The sequence below is a fragment of the Eisenibacter elegans DSM 3317 genome, assembly GCF_000430505.1.
GTDB classification, from domain to species: Bacteria; Bacteroidota; Bacteroidia; order Cytophagales; family Microscillaceae; genus Eisenibacter; species Eisenibacter elegans.
Genome location: NZ_KE387154.1, coordinates 111,340 through 128,585, shown reverse-complemented (window position 1 = coordinate 128,585; position 17,246 = coordinate 111,340). Strand labels below are relative to the sequence as shown.

Below are 17,246 nucleotides of genomic sequence, written 5' to 3'. Positions count from 1 at the left end.
GTATCAGCTTTTATGGGGCTACTCTACTACGTCCTTAGGGGTATCTACTTTGGCCGTAGGGATGTATTTGTGGATATGTAGCCAGTTTTTGAAACTTTCTTCACCAAACTTTGCAACAATTTTCATTTCAGGAACTGCCATATTGCTTTCGCTGGCCGTTGCTGTTTCGACAAAGTCTTGTAAGTATGCCGCCACAAAACTCCAGTACAACAAGTCGTACTTGGCCTGAGCTTCTGACAGCTCCCCAAAGGCAGTAGTTTTGGAGAGGAAATCGAAGAAGTCTTTGACTTCTGCCTCGGGCAAGAATACCGGCTTGAACGAGGTTACCAACTGTCGGGCGTTGTTCTTGATGTAATATAGTTCGACTTGCTCTAGTGCTGTGAGTGCTATTCGCTCTCCACCTCGTGCCTCAAGCATTGCATCTTTGGTCAGGGTAACGTGCTTGTCAGTATGGGGCAGCTTGTGTAGATAGGTAACACCGTCTACCTTGGCCATCAGGAGCAAGTAGCTCTTGTTGTCGAGTGGGTATTTGTTGGGGTCTAAATCAAAGTTGAGTGTTTCGCCAATGATTAAAAATTGCTGGCGGCCAAAATAATTGCTTAGGTCAATAACTCCATTGGCTTCTTCGCCACCTCGGGTACTTGCTTGGGCGTTGGTTTTGAGTGGTGAGAGCACATCTTTCACAAAAAACTCCAACTGCGACGAGGTGTTTACTCCGGGCTTAGGAATCACAAAGCGCCCGCGTTGCGAGCTCATCACAATGGCTTTGGCTCCGGGCGATATCTTGAGCTTGTCAGTAGCTTTGATTTGTTTACCTTTGGCAAGGAGGCTACCGTTGGCAACGATATTGCCTTTGACTTCTACGATGTAGTACAACTCCTGACCAAAGCCTGTTTGTGAGAGCAACAGTCCTACACAGAGCAGCAGGGAAGATAAGATGGTACGCATGGGAATATTTGAGTGTTAATGTAAGGTGAGTATTATTATTTTAGGGTAAGGGGGGTGTTTGATTTAACTAAACTATCTGATACACATAGTTGGTTGGCCTTGTCCCCTATGTAATACGTACAAACGTTTGGTAGGATAATATTATCAATACAAATTTACAAACGAACGATATTATTATACGAACAGGTGTCCAAGAATTTATGGCCGACGGACGTCGAGGGCTGGGGTTTTCCCAAAAAATGAGCACTTTTGCATACCTTTATCAGCCGGAGTATTTTGGCTTCTAAACGAATGATTTTTGCTATGGCCTCTTCCAAAACCCCTTTACGCAATACACGCTTAGCCGTATTGATTTTTGCTTTGTTTTCTGTGTTGGCCTTTGGCTATATGGTCTTGATGCAGTGGCAGTGGCTACGCCAAACAGAGTCGGCTCAGGCAACACTTGTCGGTTGGAAACCCCAGCGTTATGCCTTTTTACCGATATGGGAATACCAACCAACCGAAGCCGACACCGTGATACAGTTTACAAGCAATGTGCCTACCACAGATACCCTCCATCCCACACGCGGCCAGCAACAATGGATACGTTACCGTCCCGAACAGCCCACACAAGCCGTGGTGTATGACTTCTGGCATCTGTGGTTTGCTCCCTCCATGGTACTGGTCTTTGGCTTGATGCCCTTGGCATTGGTATGCTTGATACGTTATATTTTGATGGCCAAAATTAACCCTGATGAAGACCTTGAGTCGCCACTTCCCTAACCTACTTACTTTAGGCAATGTCATCAGTGGCTGCATTGGCCTGCATTATGCCGCCCAAGGCCAACTGAGAGAGGCTGCCTATGCTCTGGCTGCTGGTTTGGTGTTTGATTTCTTGGATGGGGCAGCGGCACGCTTACTCAGGGCCGAGTCAGCTATAGGCAAACCACTTGATTCCCTAGCCGATATGGTCAGCTTTGGCGCGCTTCCCGCTATGCTGTGGTATGTACAAATGGCCGGTCATACTCCCGTACGTCAGCCGTGGTGGGCGCATATGGCGTGGTTTATTGCTGCGGCAGCGGCCTTACGTTTGGCCAAGTTTACCATAGACCAAAACCAGCAAGAGCATTTCTCAGGTGTCCCCACCCCTGCGGTAGCGCTGTTGGTGGCTTCCTCAGCTTGGTGGCAGGCTCCTGATTGGGTTTGGCAGCCTTGGGTTGCCGGTAGCTTGGCCATAGCCTTGGCCGCCCTGATGCTGCTCAACAGGCCTTTTTTGTCCTTCAAATTCAAAACCCTTCGCCCTAGCCACGAGGCCAACCCTTGGCGCTATGGCCTCTTGTTGGGCAGCCTTATGCTGCTTGCTGGAGGAGGGCTGGCCTGGATTCCGGCGATTTTCGTCTTGTACCTTACTTTGTCAGTTATCGCACTAAAAAGGTAGAGAGTGCCGTGCTTAACTTGGTGCTTTAGTAGACCTTTGGCCCAAAAATAGGGGAATTACCTGATAACAAAAGCTTTTGTATGCCCGTAATAAGTAGTACAAAAGTTTGTCTGTTATAATTGTGTGTAAAAGCTCCTTTTGTTTGTCCGATTGAAGGAGCTACTGTTTGTCTACAAAATTAAAGTGTTAAGCACTGTTGTTGTCGTTTGCCAAGAGAAGCGCAAAGGGCAACCAACTAACCCAATGTGTGTTATGAACAAAATTACTGTCGAAGATGCTACCCTGATATCAAGGTATATCAAGGGAGATGAGGAAGCTTTTGCGCAACTCGTAGCCCGGCACAGTCCAAGAGTATACACCACCATACTCGTTGTGGTCAAAGACCGCTACACTGCCGAAGACCTGCTGCAAGAGACCTTCATCAAAGCTATCAAAACCCTACAATCGGGGCGCTACCAAGAAGAAGGCAAGTTTTTGCCTTGGTTACTGCGCGTGGCACACAATTTGGCCATCGACTACCTCCGCCGCGAAAAGCGATACCCGGAGGTAGTTTTTAGTGATGGTGACCATGTGCTCAACGCGCTTTCATTTGCTGAAGACTCTGTCGAGACATTGCAAATACAAGCCGAAACTGTAGCTCAACTAAGAAATCTCATTCAGCGGTTACCTGAGAAGCAACGTGAAGTATTAATCATGAGGCATTACGCAGGAATGAGCTTTCAAGAAATTGCCGATGCGACACAAGTAAGCATCAATACAGCCTTGGGGCGCATGCGTTATGCTTTGGTTAATTTACGCAAAGCACTACAGACCCCGCACACCCATGAACAATACACACACCGAGAATGAACTGATACGTTATGTTTATGCTGAGATGACCGACAAGGAGCAGCAGCGTTTTCAACACCAACTGAGCCGAGACGCGCACTTGCGCTATCGCTACAAAGTGCTTAAACACACGCTCAGTCAGCTCAATCAGGCTGTAACAACTCCCCAACCTGCGTGTATTGCGGCCATTCTGCAAGCCTCCAAAGACCTTAGGGCGCAAGCAGCATAAAACCCTGCTTCCTCAAAAATACCAAAGCCATGTACTCTTCAAAGTATATGGCTTTTATGATTGATAATGTTTTGGCTATCAAAGCGCAGTCTATCAGTCGGTTTTTTTCAGATGACACCCCTCAGGTAGTGGAGAAAGCAGCTGCGTAAACACCAAGTGCTCCAAGTATTGGGTAATAGGAGCATAATCTTGGGCGCTATCATGCATCGAGAAGTCAGTGAGGCGGGGCAAGTGTGAGGCCAAGAAAATTTGCTGATGGGCAGACTCGATGACCGTGCTGGAGAGCGCCTTCGCAAAGGGGTACTCAGGGTTGACTTGCTCAAACAGTTCTACGAGTTTGTTGCAGAGAGATTTGTAGCTCCTGAAAAAATCGTCTTTGTTCTCCTCATCCACACTTTTGGTATGGTATGTTTTGAGCGACTCAGCGACTACAATCCGATGGAGTGCGGCCTCATTGATATACTCAAAAGCATCATCTTGCTGGTTGATATCCGTAATCACACTGAGGGCAATCTCGATACAACGCTTGGGGTCTTCGATGTTATGTATCTGATAATCAATCTGATACTCTAGCCAACTCCAGTACCAAGAGGTAAGATATACCAAGAGGTTGTGTTTGTTCTCAAAATAGCGATAAATAGAGGCTTCTGTAGAGTGGATATGAGTGGCTAATTTTTTGAATGTAAAAGCCTCAAAGCCCAATTCATCAATCAGTAAAATACTGTTTTGGATGATATTGCGTCCCAGCTCGGTTTGTTCCGGGTCTTTGAGATACAACTTTTGATTGATCTTAATCTTGATACTAGCGAATCCTTTCATGGTGAGTGTGTTATACAAGCAAATGCAAAAGTAATGATTTTTGTTATAATAGTAAGCCTATCTGCTTGAGGGCGAAAAAATTCCGTGCCTTATTCAACACGGAATAGTCATTTGCTGATATCCTAGAGCGCTACAGCATTAGGTGCGCATCAGTAGTTTGACAAATTGTTTGACCCTTGGGGTATATGGAGGGTATATCATCTTGATACTTGTCAAGCCTACGCGTTGGTGTAACACCGCACGCTCGTTGGAGAAGGCCGTGAAGCCATAGAAGCCGTGTGTTTTGCCTATACCGCTATTGTTGACCCCGCCAAAGGGCAGGTCAGGGTTGGTAATATGGAGCAAGGTCTCATTGATAGAAGTACCGCCGGCAGTGGTATTTTTGAGTACAAACTCGCGGCTGTCTTTGCGGTTGCCGAAGAAGTACAGTGCCAAGGGCTTGGGCTTGGTCGCTACATAATCGGTTGCTTCTTTGAGCGTATTGAAAGTTTTGATAGGCAGTAGCGGGCCAAAGATTTCTTCTTGCATCAACTTCATATCTTCACTGACTTGCTCGATGAGTGTAGGCGCGATAAAGTTTTCTTCGGCAATCACTTGCCCGCCTGTCCGAACTTTGCCTCCTTTGGCTGTAGCATCGTCGAGCAAGCTTTTGATACGCTGAAAATGTCGTTGATTGACGATACGGGCATAGTCTGGGGTGGTTTCGATGGTATCGTTACCAGCTTCGCCTTTGGCAAAGCGATTGATGCGTTCTTCGATAGCCACAACGAGTTGGTCTTTGACCTCTTGGTGTACCAAGATATAGTCGGGGGCAATACAGGTTTGGCCACAGTTCAGGAATTTGCCGTAAGTAATCTTATCAGCAGCGTCATTGATATTGGTATCTTTATCCACAATGACAGGCGATTTGCCTCCCAGTTCGAGCGTTACAGAGGTGAGGTGTTCGGCAGCGGCACGCATAACCACCTTGCCTAGTGCGGGGCTGCCTGTAAAGAAGATATGGTCGAATGGTTTGGCCAACAGCGCTTGAGCCACCGCTGCATCACCTTCAAATACGGCGACTTCGTTTTCAGGGAAAGTTGCTTTGACTAACTTTGTGATAAAGGCCGAGGTATGTGGAGTCATCTCAGAGGGCTTGAGGATGGCCGCACAGCCTGCGGCAATGGCATATACCAGCGGGTCAAAAGTCAGGTTGAAGGGGTAGTTCCAAGGCGAAATAATCAGCGCAACACCTTTGGACTCATAATATACCTTGGAGCTGCTGCCAATGATATTGAGTGGAGTACCTACACGTTTGGGCTTCATCCAACGGCGTAGTTTGGCGCAGGTATGTTTGATAGAGCCAAAAATAGGGAACACCTCTGCTAGATTGACCTCTGCCGGCGATTTGCGAAAGTCCTTATGTAACGCCTCGTGTAGTTCTTCGAGATTTGCTTCGATGGTGCTACGGAGTTTTTTAAGTTTTGTGATTCGTTCACGAGCAGTGGTATTGCGCAGATAAGTAACATTGGCTTGTTGGGCGGCGAAGATTCGGTCAATCTCGGCGCTCACTTGCTCAATGGATTGAGCGGTGGGGGTGAGGGTGGAAGTACTCATATGGATTATAGTGGAGTTTTGGGAGGGTGTTTTTGAGGGAGCAATTGCTGTTGAGCCTAGGCCTGTGCTGCTTTGCAGGTAGTCAACGGAACATCGTGCGTATAGGGAAGTTGCTAATACCACATTATTTTGAGGCCTCTTTCAGCAAAACAAATATAACGATATTGCGACTAAAAAGCAATTTCTTTGGCGGCTTTGTTGGCAAAGCAAAGGACTTGTGTTTGTGTTGGATAGCTTGCGGTATTTGTATTGTCGCTATCCATTCCCAAAAACCCGAATTTTTCTCATTTTGTTTCCGTAAATTCCGCCCGTACATTACAAATACCTGCGGGGTGTCATTGTTTTGGGATTATGAACAAGTTATTTTCGGACATATATCAGGAGAAGTCACGTTTTAAGAGTGGTTTTGCTGTAGTAGCGCTAATTTTTTGTGTGGCTTCGTTGTACTATACCCACTTGTTGGTACAGAAGCTGGCCGAGCGAGAACAGCGCATCATCGATTTGTATGCCAAGGCCCTGACCTTTGTTATCCGGTCAGATATTGATGAGGAGCTGACCTTTTTGCTGCAGGAAATTATTGGTGCCAATAGTTCTATTCCAGTGATTTTGGTGCAAAACGACAGCATCATCAGCTATCGCAATATTGATACGCCGGAGCGCGCTCCTTTGGCTTATATGGAGCAAAGGTTGGCCAAGGAGTTGGCTTTGATGAAACAACAAAACCCCCCGATTGCGGTCGAGATTGACGACGATACGGTCAGTTATATTTATTATCGAAACTCTAACCTGCTCTCACAGTTGCGCTATTATCCCTATATTCAGTTTATGGTGTTGGGTACGCTGGGGTTTCTGATATACATTGCTTTCAGCTATTCGAGGCGGGCAGAGCAAAACAGGGTCTGGGTTGGGCTGGCCAAAGAGACAGCCCACCAACTAGGAACGCCTATTTCGTCGTTGATGGCTTGGATAGATTATATGCGTGTTGATCCGCACTACGACCAAGAGGAGATTATGATGGAGCTGGAAAAGGATGTCCGTCGTTTGCAAGTAGTAACGGCGCGGTTTTCCAATATTGGGTCTGAGCCCACAATCAAACCCGAGGATGTGTATTTTATCTTGCTTGGCATTGTCAATTACCTTCAGCGCCGTGTGTCGAGCAAGGTTACTATACGTATCGAAAACCACTTGGAGCGGCACGTGCGGGTGAAGATGAACCGGCACTTGTTTGAGTGGGTGATTGAGAACATTTGCAAGAACGCCGTAGATGCGATGGAAAGCCAAGGTGATATACTCATTATTATGAGCCGAAGCCCCGAAGATAGGGTGTTGATAGACATCAGCGACACAGGCAAGGGAATTGCCAAGAAAGACATTAAGAGGGTGTTCAGCCCTGGGTTTACGACCAAAAAGCGGGGCTGGGGGCTGGGGCTTACCTTGGCCAAGCGGATTATTGAGGAGTATCACCGAGGGCAGATTTTTATCAAAAACTCTGAAATCGATAAAGGGACGACCTTCCGTATTGTCTTGAACCCTTAGGACTCCCTACGGTTTTGTGGCTTATTTAGAATCGGTCAATATTAGTTGGTTTGGTGCAAAAATAGTATGCAGGCCGAGCATATTGTTGTATTTTTGTTGGTACAGCCTTGCGCAAAATGCGCGGGATAAACCTTTTTGAATTCCCTCTCAATTTATGAGTACTCAAACAAAAATGATAGACAATATTTTGTATCTTCACTTCGCATCGTGTTTGGCATTGGTACAAACACAAAAAAACCGAACAAGTAATTGTTCGGTTTTGGGAAGTGGTGACGAGTGGAATCGAACCACCGACACAAGGATTTTCAGTCCTTTGCTCTACCAACTGAGCTACGTCACCATTTTTGAAGACTTTTTGTCGTCGTTTGGGAATGCAAAGGTACACCCGTTTTTGTATATCGCAAACAGTTTGCGCAAAAATTTTAAAAAAAATCGATATTTGTTTTTCTTCACTCTCAACAACTAATCGTATATGCAAGTTATTCAGCAAGTTGCGTTCATCGTATGTCTGGCAGTGGCGGCGTTTTTTATTAGCCGCCGTGTTCGTCGGATTGCCGGCAACATTCAGCTAGGCCGGCCTCTGTCGCGCAAAGATCGCCCTTCGGAGCGCTTAAAAAAGATGCTGCTCTTGGCATTTGGGCAGCAAAAGATGTTTGATAAGCCGCTTATTGGCTTGATGCACTTTATCATCTATGCCGGTTTTTTGCTTATCAATATCGAGGTATTAGAAATTGTGATTGATGGCATCTTTGGCACACACCGTGTTTTTGCGCCTTTCTTAGGGAGCTTTTATGGGGTGGTTATCGGCTTCTTCGAGTTTCTGGCTATTGGCGTAATCATTACTTGTGTGATTTTCTTGATCCGCCGCAATGTGCTCAAGATTGAGCGTTTCCACAAGCCAGAGATGAAGGGTTGGCCACAGATGGACGGCAACCTTATTTTGACAATAGAGATTGTGTTGATGTTGGCCATCTTGACAATGAACGCCGCCGACAGCCTCCTTCAGCTTCGAGGCACAGACCACTACGCCGTCGTTGGCGCATTTACTTTCAGCCAATACCTTATGCCACTGATGGCAGGGCTAGATACCGGCGCGCTAATAGGAATTGAGCGTGTGGGTTGGTGGCTACACATCTTGGGCATTATGGCCTTTGCGCTGTATGTAACCTACTCCAAGCACCTACACATCTTCTTGGCCTTCCCCAATGCATATTTCTCCAATATGGAGCCTTTTGGCAAATTTGAGAATATGTCTACTGTTACCCGTGAGGTAAAGCTGGCCATGGGGCTGATGGAAGACGACGGCGCTGACGAAGGCGAGGCCAAGTTTGGAGCCAAAGATGTAACCGACCTGACTTGGAAAAACCTCATGGATGCCTACTCTTGTACGGAGTGTGGCCGCTGTACGGAGCAGTGCCCGGCCAATATCACAGGCAAAAAACTCTCTCCGCGCAAGGTCATGATGGATACCCGTGACCGTGTAGAAGAAGTAGGGAATTATCTCAGCCAAGGCAAAACTCTGGCCGAAGCCCTCGAAATGGGCGATGCGCTCTATAGCGACCGCTACATCTCCAAAGAAGAACTAATGGCCTGCAATACCTGCAATGCCTGTGTGGAGGCTTGCCCTGTAAGCATTGACCCACTCAACATCATCGTAGAACTACGCCGACATATTGCGATGGAAGAAACCGGTACGCCTGCTTCTTGGAACAACATGTTTGCCAACATCGAAAACAACATGGCTCCGTGGAAATTCTCACCCTCTGACCGATTCAACTGGGTAGAAGAGTTGAACAAATAGCCATACTTGCCCAAACACTTTACTCTTACACTGACATAAACAAACTATGGATAACTCACAACATTTTAAAGCGCCACTTATGGCTGATTTGGCTGCCGAAGGCCGCACCCCCGAAGTCCTCTTTTGGGTTGGTTGTGCTGGTTCGTTCGACAACCGCTACAAGTCTGTAACCATCGCTTTTGTGAAAATACTTAACAAGCTCAATGTCGACTTTGCTGTACTTGGCCCAGAAGAGATGTGTACCGGAGACCCTGCCAAGCGTGCCGGCAACGAGTTTTTGTTCCAAATGCAGGCCATGCAAAACATCGAAACGCTCAATACTTATGGTGTAAAGAAAATCGTTACTGCCTGCCCACATTGTTTCAACATTTTCAAGAATGAGTACCCCGGTCTAGGTGGGGAATACGAGGTTTTGCACCATGCTACTTACTTACAACAACTCATCGATGCGGGTCTAGTCAAAATGCAAGGCGGCGGCGAGTTTAAGGGCAAGCGCATTACTTATCATGACTCTTGCTATCTTGGGCGTGCCAATAACATTTACGAAGCCCCACGCAAAGTATTGGAGCAGCTCGATGCCGAACTGGTAGAGATGAAACGTTGCCGTACCAAGGGGCTGTGCTGTGGCGCTGGCGGCGCTCAAATCTTCAAAGATGCCGAAAAAGGCAAAGAAGAAGTACACTACGAGCGTATGAACGATGTGCTCGAGGCCAAGGCTGATGTCGTCGCTGCTGCTTGTCCTTTTTGTATGCTGATGCTGACAGATGGGGTCAAATACAAAGAAAAAGAAGGGCAAATCAAGGTCTATGATATTGCTGAGCTTGTCGCTCAAGCCGAAGGCCTAGCCTAACAACATCGCCTTCTTTTGTAAGGGAAATATATTCTTATCAAAAGCAAACGCCACCTCCTATGGGGGGTGGCGTTGTGCATTAAGTTCCCTGATGAGAGGCTAATTAGGTACTCTGAGGGCTAGCCCTTGGCGGCCACAGCCGGAGCAATGAGGTCTGTCGTGATTTTGGCTGATAGCATACAAAGCGGAATACTAGGCCCCGGATGTACGCTTCCGCCACAGAAATAGAGGTTTTTGATGCTTGACGAGAAGTTGGCATGGCGCAAGAAAGCCGCAAACTTATTGTTGGAGCTATTGCCATAAATTGCCCCAAAGGCGCTCGAAGTCAACGCTTCGATTTTGCGAGGCTCCCAAATCAGCTCACACTCAATCAGCGGGCGGATATCAGTTTTGAGATGTCGGCTAAGCTTGGCAATAAGGTTTTCGCGGGTTTGGGCTATCATCTCATCCCAGTTGTCTTGTCCGTCGTTGTGAGGGGCATTGATCATCGTAAACCAGTTCTCACAGCCCTCGGGAGCATCCTCTTTGGCGTACTTAGAAGTGATGTTAAGGTAAATGGTAGGGTCGTTGTAGAGTTGTTTTTTGTGAAAGATATGGTCAAACTCCGCTGGGTAGTTATCAGAGAAGAAGATATTGTGTAGCCCCAGCTGCTCAAAGCTGTGTTTGATACCCCAGTAAAAAATAATAGCCGAACTAGACTTGGGCTGCGAAAGTGTGCGTTGCGGTTTTTTGGCTTTGGGCAAAAGGTGTTTGTAGGTGTTGTATACATCCATATTGCTGATTACACAATCAAAAGCCTCTGTTTCGCCTTTGGCGCGTATGCCTGTTGCGCGGCCTTGTTGCAAGACAATCTCCTCTACCTTGGTCTCAAATCTAAACTCCACCCCAAGGTCTTCGGCCAAGCGCACTAGCCCTTTCGTGATGCTATACATCCCGCCGTGAGGCAGATAGGCTCCTAGGTTTATTTCGAGGTGTGGAATCACATTGAGCGTGGCTGGTGCCTCGTAGGGATTGGAGCCGTTGTAGGTGGCATAACGGTTGAAGAGCTGCACCACACGTGGGTCTTTGAAATGGTGTTTGTTGGCTGTATCCATCGTACGGAAAGCTTCGAGCTTGCCAAAATTCCATAGACCGCGTGCTACGCGTTTGGTGAGATAGTTCTTGACTTTGTGTAGCGAGTTGTGCAAGAAGATGTCGGCAGTCAGATTATATTTATAAGCCACATCTTGGAGGTAGGCCAATATTTTGTCTTTGTTTTCGGTGGTTTTGGTAGCTACTTCCTCAGCAAAGCGTTCGGGCGATTTGTAGGCGACGATATGTGTGCCGTCTTCATAAAAATAGCGGTATACAGGGTCGAGTGGCTGGTAGTCATAGTAGTCGCGGGGGTTTTTGCCAGAGATGCGGTACAGCTCGTCTACAAAGCTGGGCATTGTAAATACAGAAGGCCCCATATCGAAACGATATCCGTTTGTTTCGCTTTGCGATAGCTTTCCGCCAGCGTGGGCATTGGCCTCAAAAACAGTAACCTGATAGCCTTTGTTGGCCATACGGATGGCCGAGGCCAATCCCGCCGGCCCTGCTCCTATCACTGCACAAGTTTGCTTGGCACGTGTGTTCATAATCAATGAGGAATTTTGAAGGTTTGCTAAAAAATGCGTCTATACGGGGGAGGTTAAGGTTTCCGCCAGCGTATATCGTTCAACACAGGAAAGATAACACTTGTTTGGCGATTATCTTGCTTTTGGAGATGGTTTTATACCCCAATCAAAATTGATTTGGAAAATGGATGTGCTGAAAAGGCTGCAGTATGGGTAAATTTTGGGATAAACTACATTGTCAATAGAGCATCAGAGTCCTGTTTGGCTAAGCAAAATATTGGGAAACTAAAAAAAATCCCCGAAGGCCGTGTCAGCGGCCAAATCCTTGTACTTTTGCTGCCTAACCTACCTTCCTTATGTTTATGATGATACTTGACTCTTTGTTAAAACAAGCCTTAGCCTTGGTTTTTGCAGGCTTATGTGTGGGGCAGCTTTGGGCGCAGGCCGACGACTGGCGCACCCGCTTTGAACTGTCAGACAGCACCGAAACCGTAACTTACCACGAAGGCATCGCCTATCTAGAACGTTTGGCGGCGGCTTCAGAGCGCATTCAGCTCCAAACCTATGGCAATACCGACGCAGGTTTCCCCCTACATTTGGCCGTAGTGTCTACGTCGGGAGTGTTTGACTCCCAAGCCCTCAGAGCCCAAGGGAAAGCAGTTTTTTTGGTCAATAACGCCATCCACCCCGGAGAGCCTGACGGTGTAGATGCCTCGCTATTATTGTTGAGAGAGATTGCTTTTTCTGATCGTCTGGACAAGGTGCTTCACAATACCGTCCTGATTATCATCCCTTTTTATAACATAGGCGGAGCGCTCAACCGCAACAGCACGACCCGTGTCAATCAAGACGGTCCCTTGGCCTATGGCTTCAGAGGCAATGCCAATAACCTAGACCTAAACCGAGATTTCATCAAGATGGACTCGGAGAATGCTTTTGCTTTTGTCAAGATTTTCCAAACTTGGCAGCCCGACCTCTATCTCGAAAATCATGTAACAAATGGCGCTGATTATCAGCATATTATGACCCTTTTGGCCACTCAAGAAGACAAGCTGGGAGCACCCTTGGGTGCTTACATGCGCCAAAAGTTCAGCCCTACATTGGACGATGCGATGCGCCAAGCGGGTTTTCCGGCAGTGCCCTATGTCAATGTATACAACCGCCCTCCCGACGACGGCTACAACCAATTTTTTGATAGCCCCCGCTATTCTAGCGGTTATGCGGCCTTGTTTCATACGCCGGGCTATGTGGCCGAAACCCATATGCTCAAGCCCTACCGTCAGCGTGTCATTGCCACACTTGCCTTGATGAAAACCTTGTTACAGATACTCCAGACCGAAGGCGCAGCCTTACAACAACAGCGCAAGGCTCAGGCCATAGCCTACCGACAAGCTAGCCAAGCAGCTTTACGCTGGCAACACGACCCCAACCAATATCGCCTTATTCCTTTTGATGGCTACGAAGCTACCCGTATTCCCAGCAAGGTAACGACTGGCGACCGCCTTTTCTATGACCGTAGCAAACCTTATAGCAGGGAAGTCAAATTTTTTGACCACTACCAAACAGCAGTACAAACCGACAAACCTTGGGCCTATGTCATTCCGGCATCACGCCGAAAAGTCTGGAAGCGCCTACAAGCCAACGGTGTACAGCTACAACAACTCACAGAGGCAGTTATGCTAGAGGCTGAAGTGAGCTATATCGAAAGCTTTGAAACACTCAAAAGCCCCTTCGAAGGGCACTATCTCCACTACAATACCAGTATCCGCCGACAAACCGAAAGCCTAACCATCCCCGCCGGCGATTATGTGGCGCTGGTAGACCAAGCCAGCCAACGGTTTTTGCTCGAAGTCTTGGAGCCAGAAGCACACGATTCGTATTTCAATTGGAACTTCTTCGACGAGATTCTCCAACAAAAAGAGGGTTACTCCGCTTATGTGTTTGAAGATATTGCCGCAAACCTGCTGGCAGAAGACCAAGCCCTCAAACAGGCTTTTGAGGCTCAAAAAGCTCAAGACGCTGATTTTGCCCAAAACCCCGCCGCTCAACTAGACTTTATCTACAAGCGTTCACCCTATTATGAGAAGGCCCACTTGCGCTACCCAGTGTTGAGGCTGCCAAAACAAGTTTTGTTGCCTTTTCAACCATAAAAAATCATATTGATTAAGATCGGGCATGTTAAGTTTTTATTAATTGTAGACCGCCATTCCTGCTAATCAGCCAATTTTTAGGAACTTGCAGCCCGATTTTAAACCCAATAAATCCCCCATGGATTCATCTTTCGTCATGATGACGGGCTTTGCCCTCGCGGCCTATTCTGTAGTAGCCAATGACGTTATTCAAACTTTAGGTACTTTCCTCAGCTCTAATAGTCGTAGACCTTGGTGGGTACTGTGGTTGTATGCCTCTTCCATCTTGTTATTAGTCGTATTATATGGCTGGTATACTCACGGTGGCGATGTGTCTTATGGTCGCTTGGCCAAAGTACCCTTTCCCACCAACTATGCTTGGTGGTATATTTTACCTCCAGCCGTGCTCCTCATCATCACACGCTTTGGTTATCCGGTCAGTACGACCTTCATGATAATTACCATTTTTTCGCTCGGCAATACCATCACAGAACAGACTACGGTCAGTCAAATGATAGCCGGGATTTTTGACCCCAATGCCCTGATAGGCAAGATGATTATGAAGTCGCTCTCTGGCTATTTGTTGGCCTTGGTACTGGCTTTCTTGGTTTATGTCATCATTTCCAAAAGCATAGAAAGCTTTTTTATCAATACTTACAAAGGAGACCCTCCAAGTACTTATTGGGTAATGGCACAGTGGCTTTCTACCGGGTTTTTGTGGAGTATGTGGCTTATCCAAGATATGGCCAATATATTTGCCTATCTGCCGCGCAAACTAAGCTTCTCCCAGCTCAGTGGGGCGTTGATTACTATCTTGACATTGCAAGCCATCACCTTTTACTCCAAAGGAGGCGCTATCCAGCGGGTTGTTACGACCAAAACTAACATCGGTGATATTCGCTCGGCCACTATCATTGACTTTATCTATGGCCTGATTTTGCTCTTCTTCAAAGAATACAACAACGTACCGATGAGTACTACTTGGGTATTCGTAGGATTGTTGGCCGGACGTGAGCTGGGCATTGTTTTCAGCATCTCTCAGCGGCCACTGCACGAAGTGCGGCGTATGATGACACAGGACTTGTTTAAGGTGTTTTTAGGGCTGTTGGTCAGCATTCTGCTAGTGCTCCTCATCGTTCAGCTAAACTAATTGCCGCTGATGTTCGTATAGAGTGTTAAGTTTTTTAAACCAACTTTCATTCTTTATGAATATCTTCAGAAAAATCTTTGCTTACGCTGTCTTATGTTTCGCCCTATTCATTGGCTTTAGCGATGCGTTACAAGCCCAAGACGTACGCCGTATACGTATAGGAGGTAAAGCAGGCCTTCCTATCATTGCTGGTGGTACTGCCGAAGTCATCCTGCCTTTTGCCGATAACCGTATCGGGGCTGCTGTAGACTTTGGCGGGATCAAGCTCCAAGCCGATGGAGATGAAGTTGCTTTCCGTTATTTCTCTTTTGGTGGCAATTTTTACCTCAATGACCGAGGTATTGGCCGTGGATTTTATCTTGGGGTACACTATGCCCGACTTGGCCTAAACGTGAAATTCAGCGACCTGACCAGTAATCAGAACCCCGGACAAAATAATGGAACTGCCGAAATCGGTATACCCATCAACCAGATGCAGCTTCGCTTTGGTATCAAAACAGGCCGTGGTGCGTTCTACTTCCAACCTGAAATCGGTTATGGTTTTGGAGGAATTCCTTCGGATGTTACTCTGACAGTAAACTATCCCAATCAAGCTCCTGAAACTCGAACAGAGACTGTTCCCATCCCTGGAAGTATCTTCAACTTGAACGCTAGCATTACCCTTGGTGTTGCCTTCTAATTTGAAATAACCTTACATCGGTCTTAAGCCCAAGACACCACCTGAAATCTTGATTTCAGGTAGTGTTTTTTGTTAAAATTAGTTAAAATGACATCAAAAAGTACACTGGCTTATAAGCAATGGTACAAAAAATCCGTTCAGAGCTTTTGGTGTTCTCAAAAAAAGCGCCTACCTTTGTAAAACGTTTGATGCTCAAAAAGCATCGATAGTTTCACAAAATACCAAACTTATGATTGATAAGATTGTAGAAAAGGCACTCACATTCAAGGGTGTGCCCTACAAGAAAGGTGGGAATGGTAAAGAGGGAATCGATTGTGCTGGCCTACTCACTAAAGCCTTTCAATCAGGCGGATTAAATATCCCAAGCTGCCCCGAGCATCAATTTAAAATAGGGATGCCTGTAGAGCTGCAAAATTTGAAAAAAGGCGATTTGCTTTTTTTTGAAGACAAAAATAACAACCCTCAAGTATCAGCCGTAGGGCTAGTAACGAAGGTTAGCAAAGACAAAGAAAGCGTCTTGTTTGTATATGCCAACCCCAAACGCGGGGTGGAAGTATCAGAGCTTCAAAACCCATACTGGAAACAGTTTTCGCTCACAGCCGTAAGGCCGTTGGGTTATGTAGAAGACTAAAAAGTTTGTATCTTTGCGTGTGTAAATCACGAAATCCAAACACGGGGATGTAGCTCAGCTGGCTAGAGCGCTTGCATGGCATGCAAGAGGTCGTGGGTTCGAATCCCATCTTCTCCACCATTATCGTAATCAAAGCGGCTTTAGAGCCGCTTTTTTTGTTTCCCTAAACCGCTCCCAATATGACCATTGTAGAATGCCCCCGTGATGCTATGCAAGGCCTGGCGCACTTTATCCCAACAACAGATAAAATCCGCTATTTGCAAAAGCTCCTAGCCGTTGGCTTTGATGTGTTAGACTGTGGTAGCTTTGTATCGCCCAAGGCCATTCCACAAATGCGCGATACGGCAGAAGTATTGGCTGCCTTGGACTTGGGCAACCCCGCCACAGCCACCCAACTACTGACGATTGTGGCCAACCAACGGGGGGCAGAGCAGGCACTGAGCTTTCCCCAAATCAGCTTTTTGGGGTATCCCCTTTCTGTGTCCGAAACTTTTCAGCAACGCAACACCAATCGGAGTATTGCCGATGCGCTGGCAGACGTGGCCGCCATACAACAGGGCTGCCAAGAGACCGGCAAAACGCTGGTGGTGTATCTATCAATGGGTTTTGGCAATCCTTATGGCGACCCTTACAGCCCTGCGTTGGTTGCTCAGTTGGCCGAAAAGCTAGCCGATCTAGGGGTTCATATCATTTCTTTGGCCGATACAGTCGGTAGCGCTGTGCCAAAAGACATCCGTGAGCTGTTCGAAACCCTCATTCCTCAATATCCCCACATTAGCTTTGGCGCACACTTACATAGCACCCCAGAGGCCACACTCGACAAAGTGATAGCGGCCTATGAAGCTGGTTGCCGCCGCTTCGATGGAGCGTTGAGAGGCTTTGGTGGCTGCCCGATGGCCAAGGATGATTTGGTTGGAAATGTAGCTACAGAGCGTATGTTGCCATACTTCGAGCAAAAAGGGGCGGTATTGACCATAGACCCCGACGCGTTGAATGAGGCTATGCTGATGTCGGCGGCCTTGATGCCCTAAGTAT

At 47.1% G+C, this 17,246-nt stretch carries 16 protein-coding genes and 2 tRNA genes; 13 read left to right on the top strand and 5 right to left on the bottom strand.

What is annotated here, in order from left to right; genetic code table 11:
* Window positions 1–18: 18 nt before the first annotated feature.
* Window positions 19–948 carry a hypothetical protein gene (locus G499_RS0116490; RefSeq protein ID WP_027000850.1) on the bottom strand — a complete coding sequence of 310 codons (930 nt, stop codon included), beginning with the start codon at window positions 946–948 and terminating at the stop codon, window positions 19–21.
* Between the two features lie 249 nt (window positions 949–1,197).
* On the opposite strand from G499_RS0116490, the gene G499_RS0116485 reads away from it, so the two are divergent.
* From G499_RS0116485 to G499_RS20475, 4 genes are all read left to right on the top strand, one after another.
* Entirely contained in the window at window positions 1,198–1,710 is a 513-nt protein-coding gene (locus tag G499_RS0116485; RefSeq protein WP_027000849.1) for a DUF3592 domain-containing protein, read from the top strand.
* Window positions 1,682–2,365: a CDP-alcohol phosphatidyltransferase family protein gene (locus G499_RS0116480; RefSeq protein WP_081413856.1), complete on the top strand. Its 684-nt coding sequence runs from the start codon at window positions 1,682–1,684 to the stop codon at window positions 2,363–2,365. The genes G499_RS0116485 and G499_RS0116480 overlap by 29 nt, the downstream gene beginning before the upstream one ends.
* Before the next feature lie 252 nt (window positions 2,366–2,617).
* Window positions 2,618–3,214, top strand: coding sequence for an RNA polymerase sigma factor (locus G499_RS0116475; protein ID WP_027000847.1), 597 nt, complete (start codon window positions 2,618–2,620; stop codon window positions 3,212–3,214).
* Window positions 3,189–3,422 (top strand): hypothetical protein, encoded by a 234-nt coding sequence (locus tag G499_RS20475; protein WP_035727933.1) that lies wholly within the window; start codon window positions 3,189–3,191, stop codon window positions 3,420–3,422. The genes G499_RS0116475 and G499_RS20475 overlap by 26 nt, the downstream gene beginning before the upstream one ends.
* Before the next feature lie 93 nt (window positions 3,423–3,515).
* Here G499_RS20475 and G499_RS20470 read toward each other — a convergent pair whose 3' ends face one another.
* Complete coding sequence (locus G499_RS20470) at window positions 3,516–4,241, bottom strand: TetR/AcrR family transcriptional regulator (RefSeq protein WP_051296389.1); 726 nt, start codon at window positions 4,239–4,241, stop codon at window positions 3,516–3,518.
* Between the two features lie 138 nt (window positions 4,242–4,379).
* On the bottom strand, window positions 4,380–5,960 hold the full coding sequence (locus G499_RS0116460) for an aldehyde dehydrogenase family protein (protein ID WP_281171878.1): 1,581 nt from the start codon (window positions 5,958–5,960) through the stop codon (window positions 4,380–4,382).
* Between the two features lie 228 nt (window positions 5,961–6,188).
* On the opposite strand from G499_RS0116460, the gene G499_RS0116450 reads away from it, so the two are divergent.
* Window positions 6,189–7,373, top strand: coding sequence for a sensor histidine kinase (locus tag G499_RS0116450; RefSeq protein WP_027000845.1), 1,185 nt, complete (start codon window positions 6,189–6,191; stop codon window positions 7,371–7,373).
* Window positions 7,374–7,640: 267 nt separating this feature from the next.
* Here G499_RS0116450 and G499_RS0116445 read toward each other — a convergent pair.
* A tRNA-Phe gene (locus tag G499_RS0116445) sits at window positions 7,641–7,713 on the bottom strand.
* Window positions 7,714–7,845: 132 nt separating this feature from the next.
* On the opposite strand from G499_RS0116445, the gene G499_RS0116435 reads away from it, so the two are divergent.
* Together G499_RS0116435 and G499_RS0116430 are read left to right on the top strand one after the other, a co-directional pair.
* Window positions 7,846–9,174: a 4Fe-4S dicluster domain-containing protein gene (locus tag G499_RS0116435; protein WP_027000844.1), complete on the top strand. Its 1,329-nt coding sequence runs from the start codon at window positions 7,846–7,848 to the stop codon at window positions 9,172–9,174.
* A 46-nt stretch (window positions 9,175–9,220) separates the two neighbouring features.
* Complete coding sequence (locus G499_RS0116430; protein WP_027000843.1) at window positions 9,221–10,024, top strand: (Fe-S)-binding protein; 804 nt, start codon at window positions 9,221–9,223, stop codon at window positions 10,022–10,024.
* A 119-nt stretch (window positions 10,025–10,143) separates the two neighbouring features.
* On the opposite strand, the gene crtD is transcribed toward G499_RS0116430, so the two are convergent.
* The gene (gene crtD / locus G499_RS0116425) at window positions 10,144–11,643 is read right to left on the bottom strand and encodes a 1-hydroxycarotenoid 3,4-desaturase CrtD (RefSeq protein ID WP_027000842.1); all 1,500 of its coding nucleotides are present in this window, start codon (window positions 11,641–11,643) and stop codon (window positions 10,144–10,146) included.
* 341 nt (window positions 11,644–11,984) lie between these two features.
* Here crtD and G499_RS0116420 point away from each other — a divergent pair, with 341 nt between their 5' ends.
* The 6 genes from G499_RS0116420 to G499_RS0116390 all read left to right on the top strand — a co-directional run bounded on the left by G499_RS0116420 (window position 11,985) and on the right by G499_RS0116390 (window position 17,242).
* Complete coding sequence (locus G499_RS0116420) at window positions 11,985–13,772, top strand: M14 family metallopeptidase (RefSeq protein WP_245576763.1); 1,788 nt, start codon at window positions 11,985–11,987, stop codon at window positions 13,770–13,772.
* A 118-nt stretch (window positions 13,773–13,890) separates the two neighbouring features.
* Window positions 13,891–14,901 carry a hypothetical protein gene (locus G499_RS0116415; RefSeq protein ID WP_027000840.1) on the top strand — a complete coding sequence of 337 codons (1,011 nt, stop codon included), beginning with the start codon at window positions 13,891–13,893 and terminating at the stop codon, window positions 14,899–14,901.
* 55 nt (window positions 14,902–14,956) lie between these two features.
* Window positions 14,957–15,580: a hypothetical protein gene (locus tag G499_RS0116410; protein WP_027000839.1), complete on the top strand. Its 624-nt coding sequence runs from the start codon at window positions 14,957–14,959 to the stop codon at window positions 15,578–15,580.
* A gap of 229 nt (window positions 15,581–15,809) precedes the next feature.
* Window positions 15,810–16,211 carry a C40 family peptidase gene (locus G499_RS0116400; RefSeq protein ID WP_027000838.1) on the top strand — a complete coding sequence of 134 codons (402 nt, stop codon included), beginning with the start codon at window positions 15,810–15,812 and terminating at the stop codon, window positions 16,209–16,211.
* Between the two features lie 43 nt (window positions 16,212–16,254).
* Window positions 16,255–16,331 (top strand) — tRNA-Ala (locus G499_RS0116395).
* A gap of 59 nt (window positions 16,332–16,390) precedes the next feature.
* On the top strand, window positions 16,391–17,242 hold the full coding sequence (locus G499_RS0116390; RefSeq protein WP_027000837.1) for a hydroxymethylglutaryl-CoA lyase: 852 nt from the start codon (window positions 16,391–16,393) through the stop codon (window positions 17,240–17,242).
* Window positions 17,243–17,246: the final 4 nt, after the last annotated feature.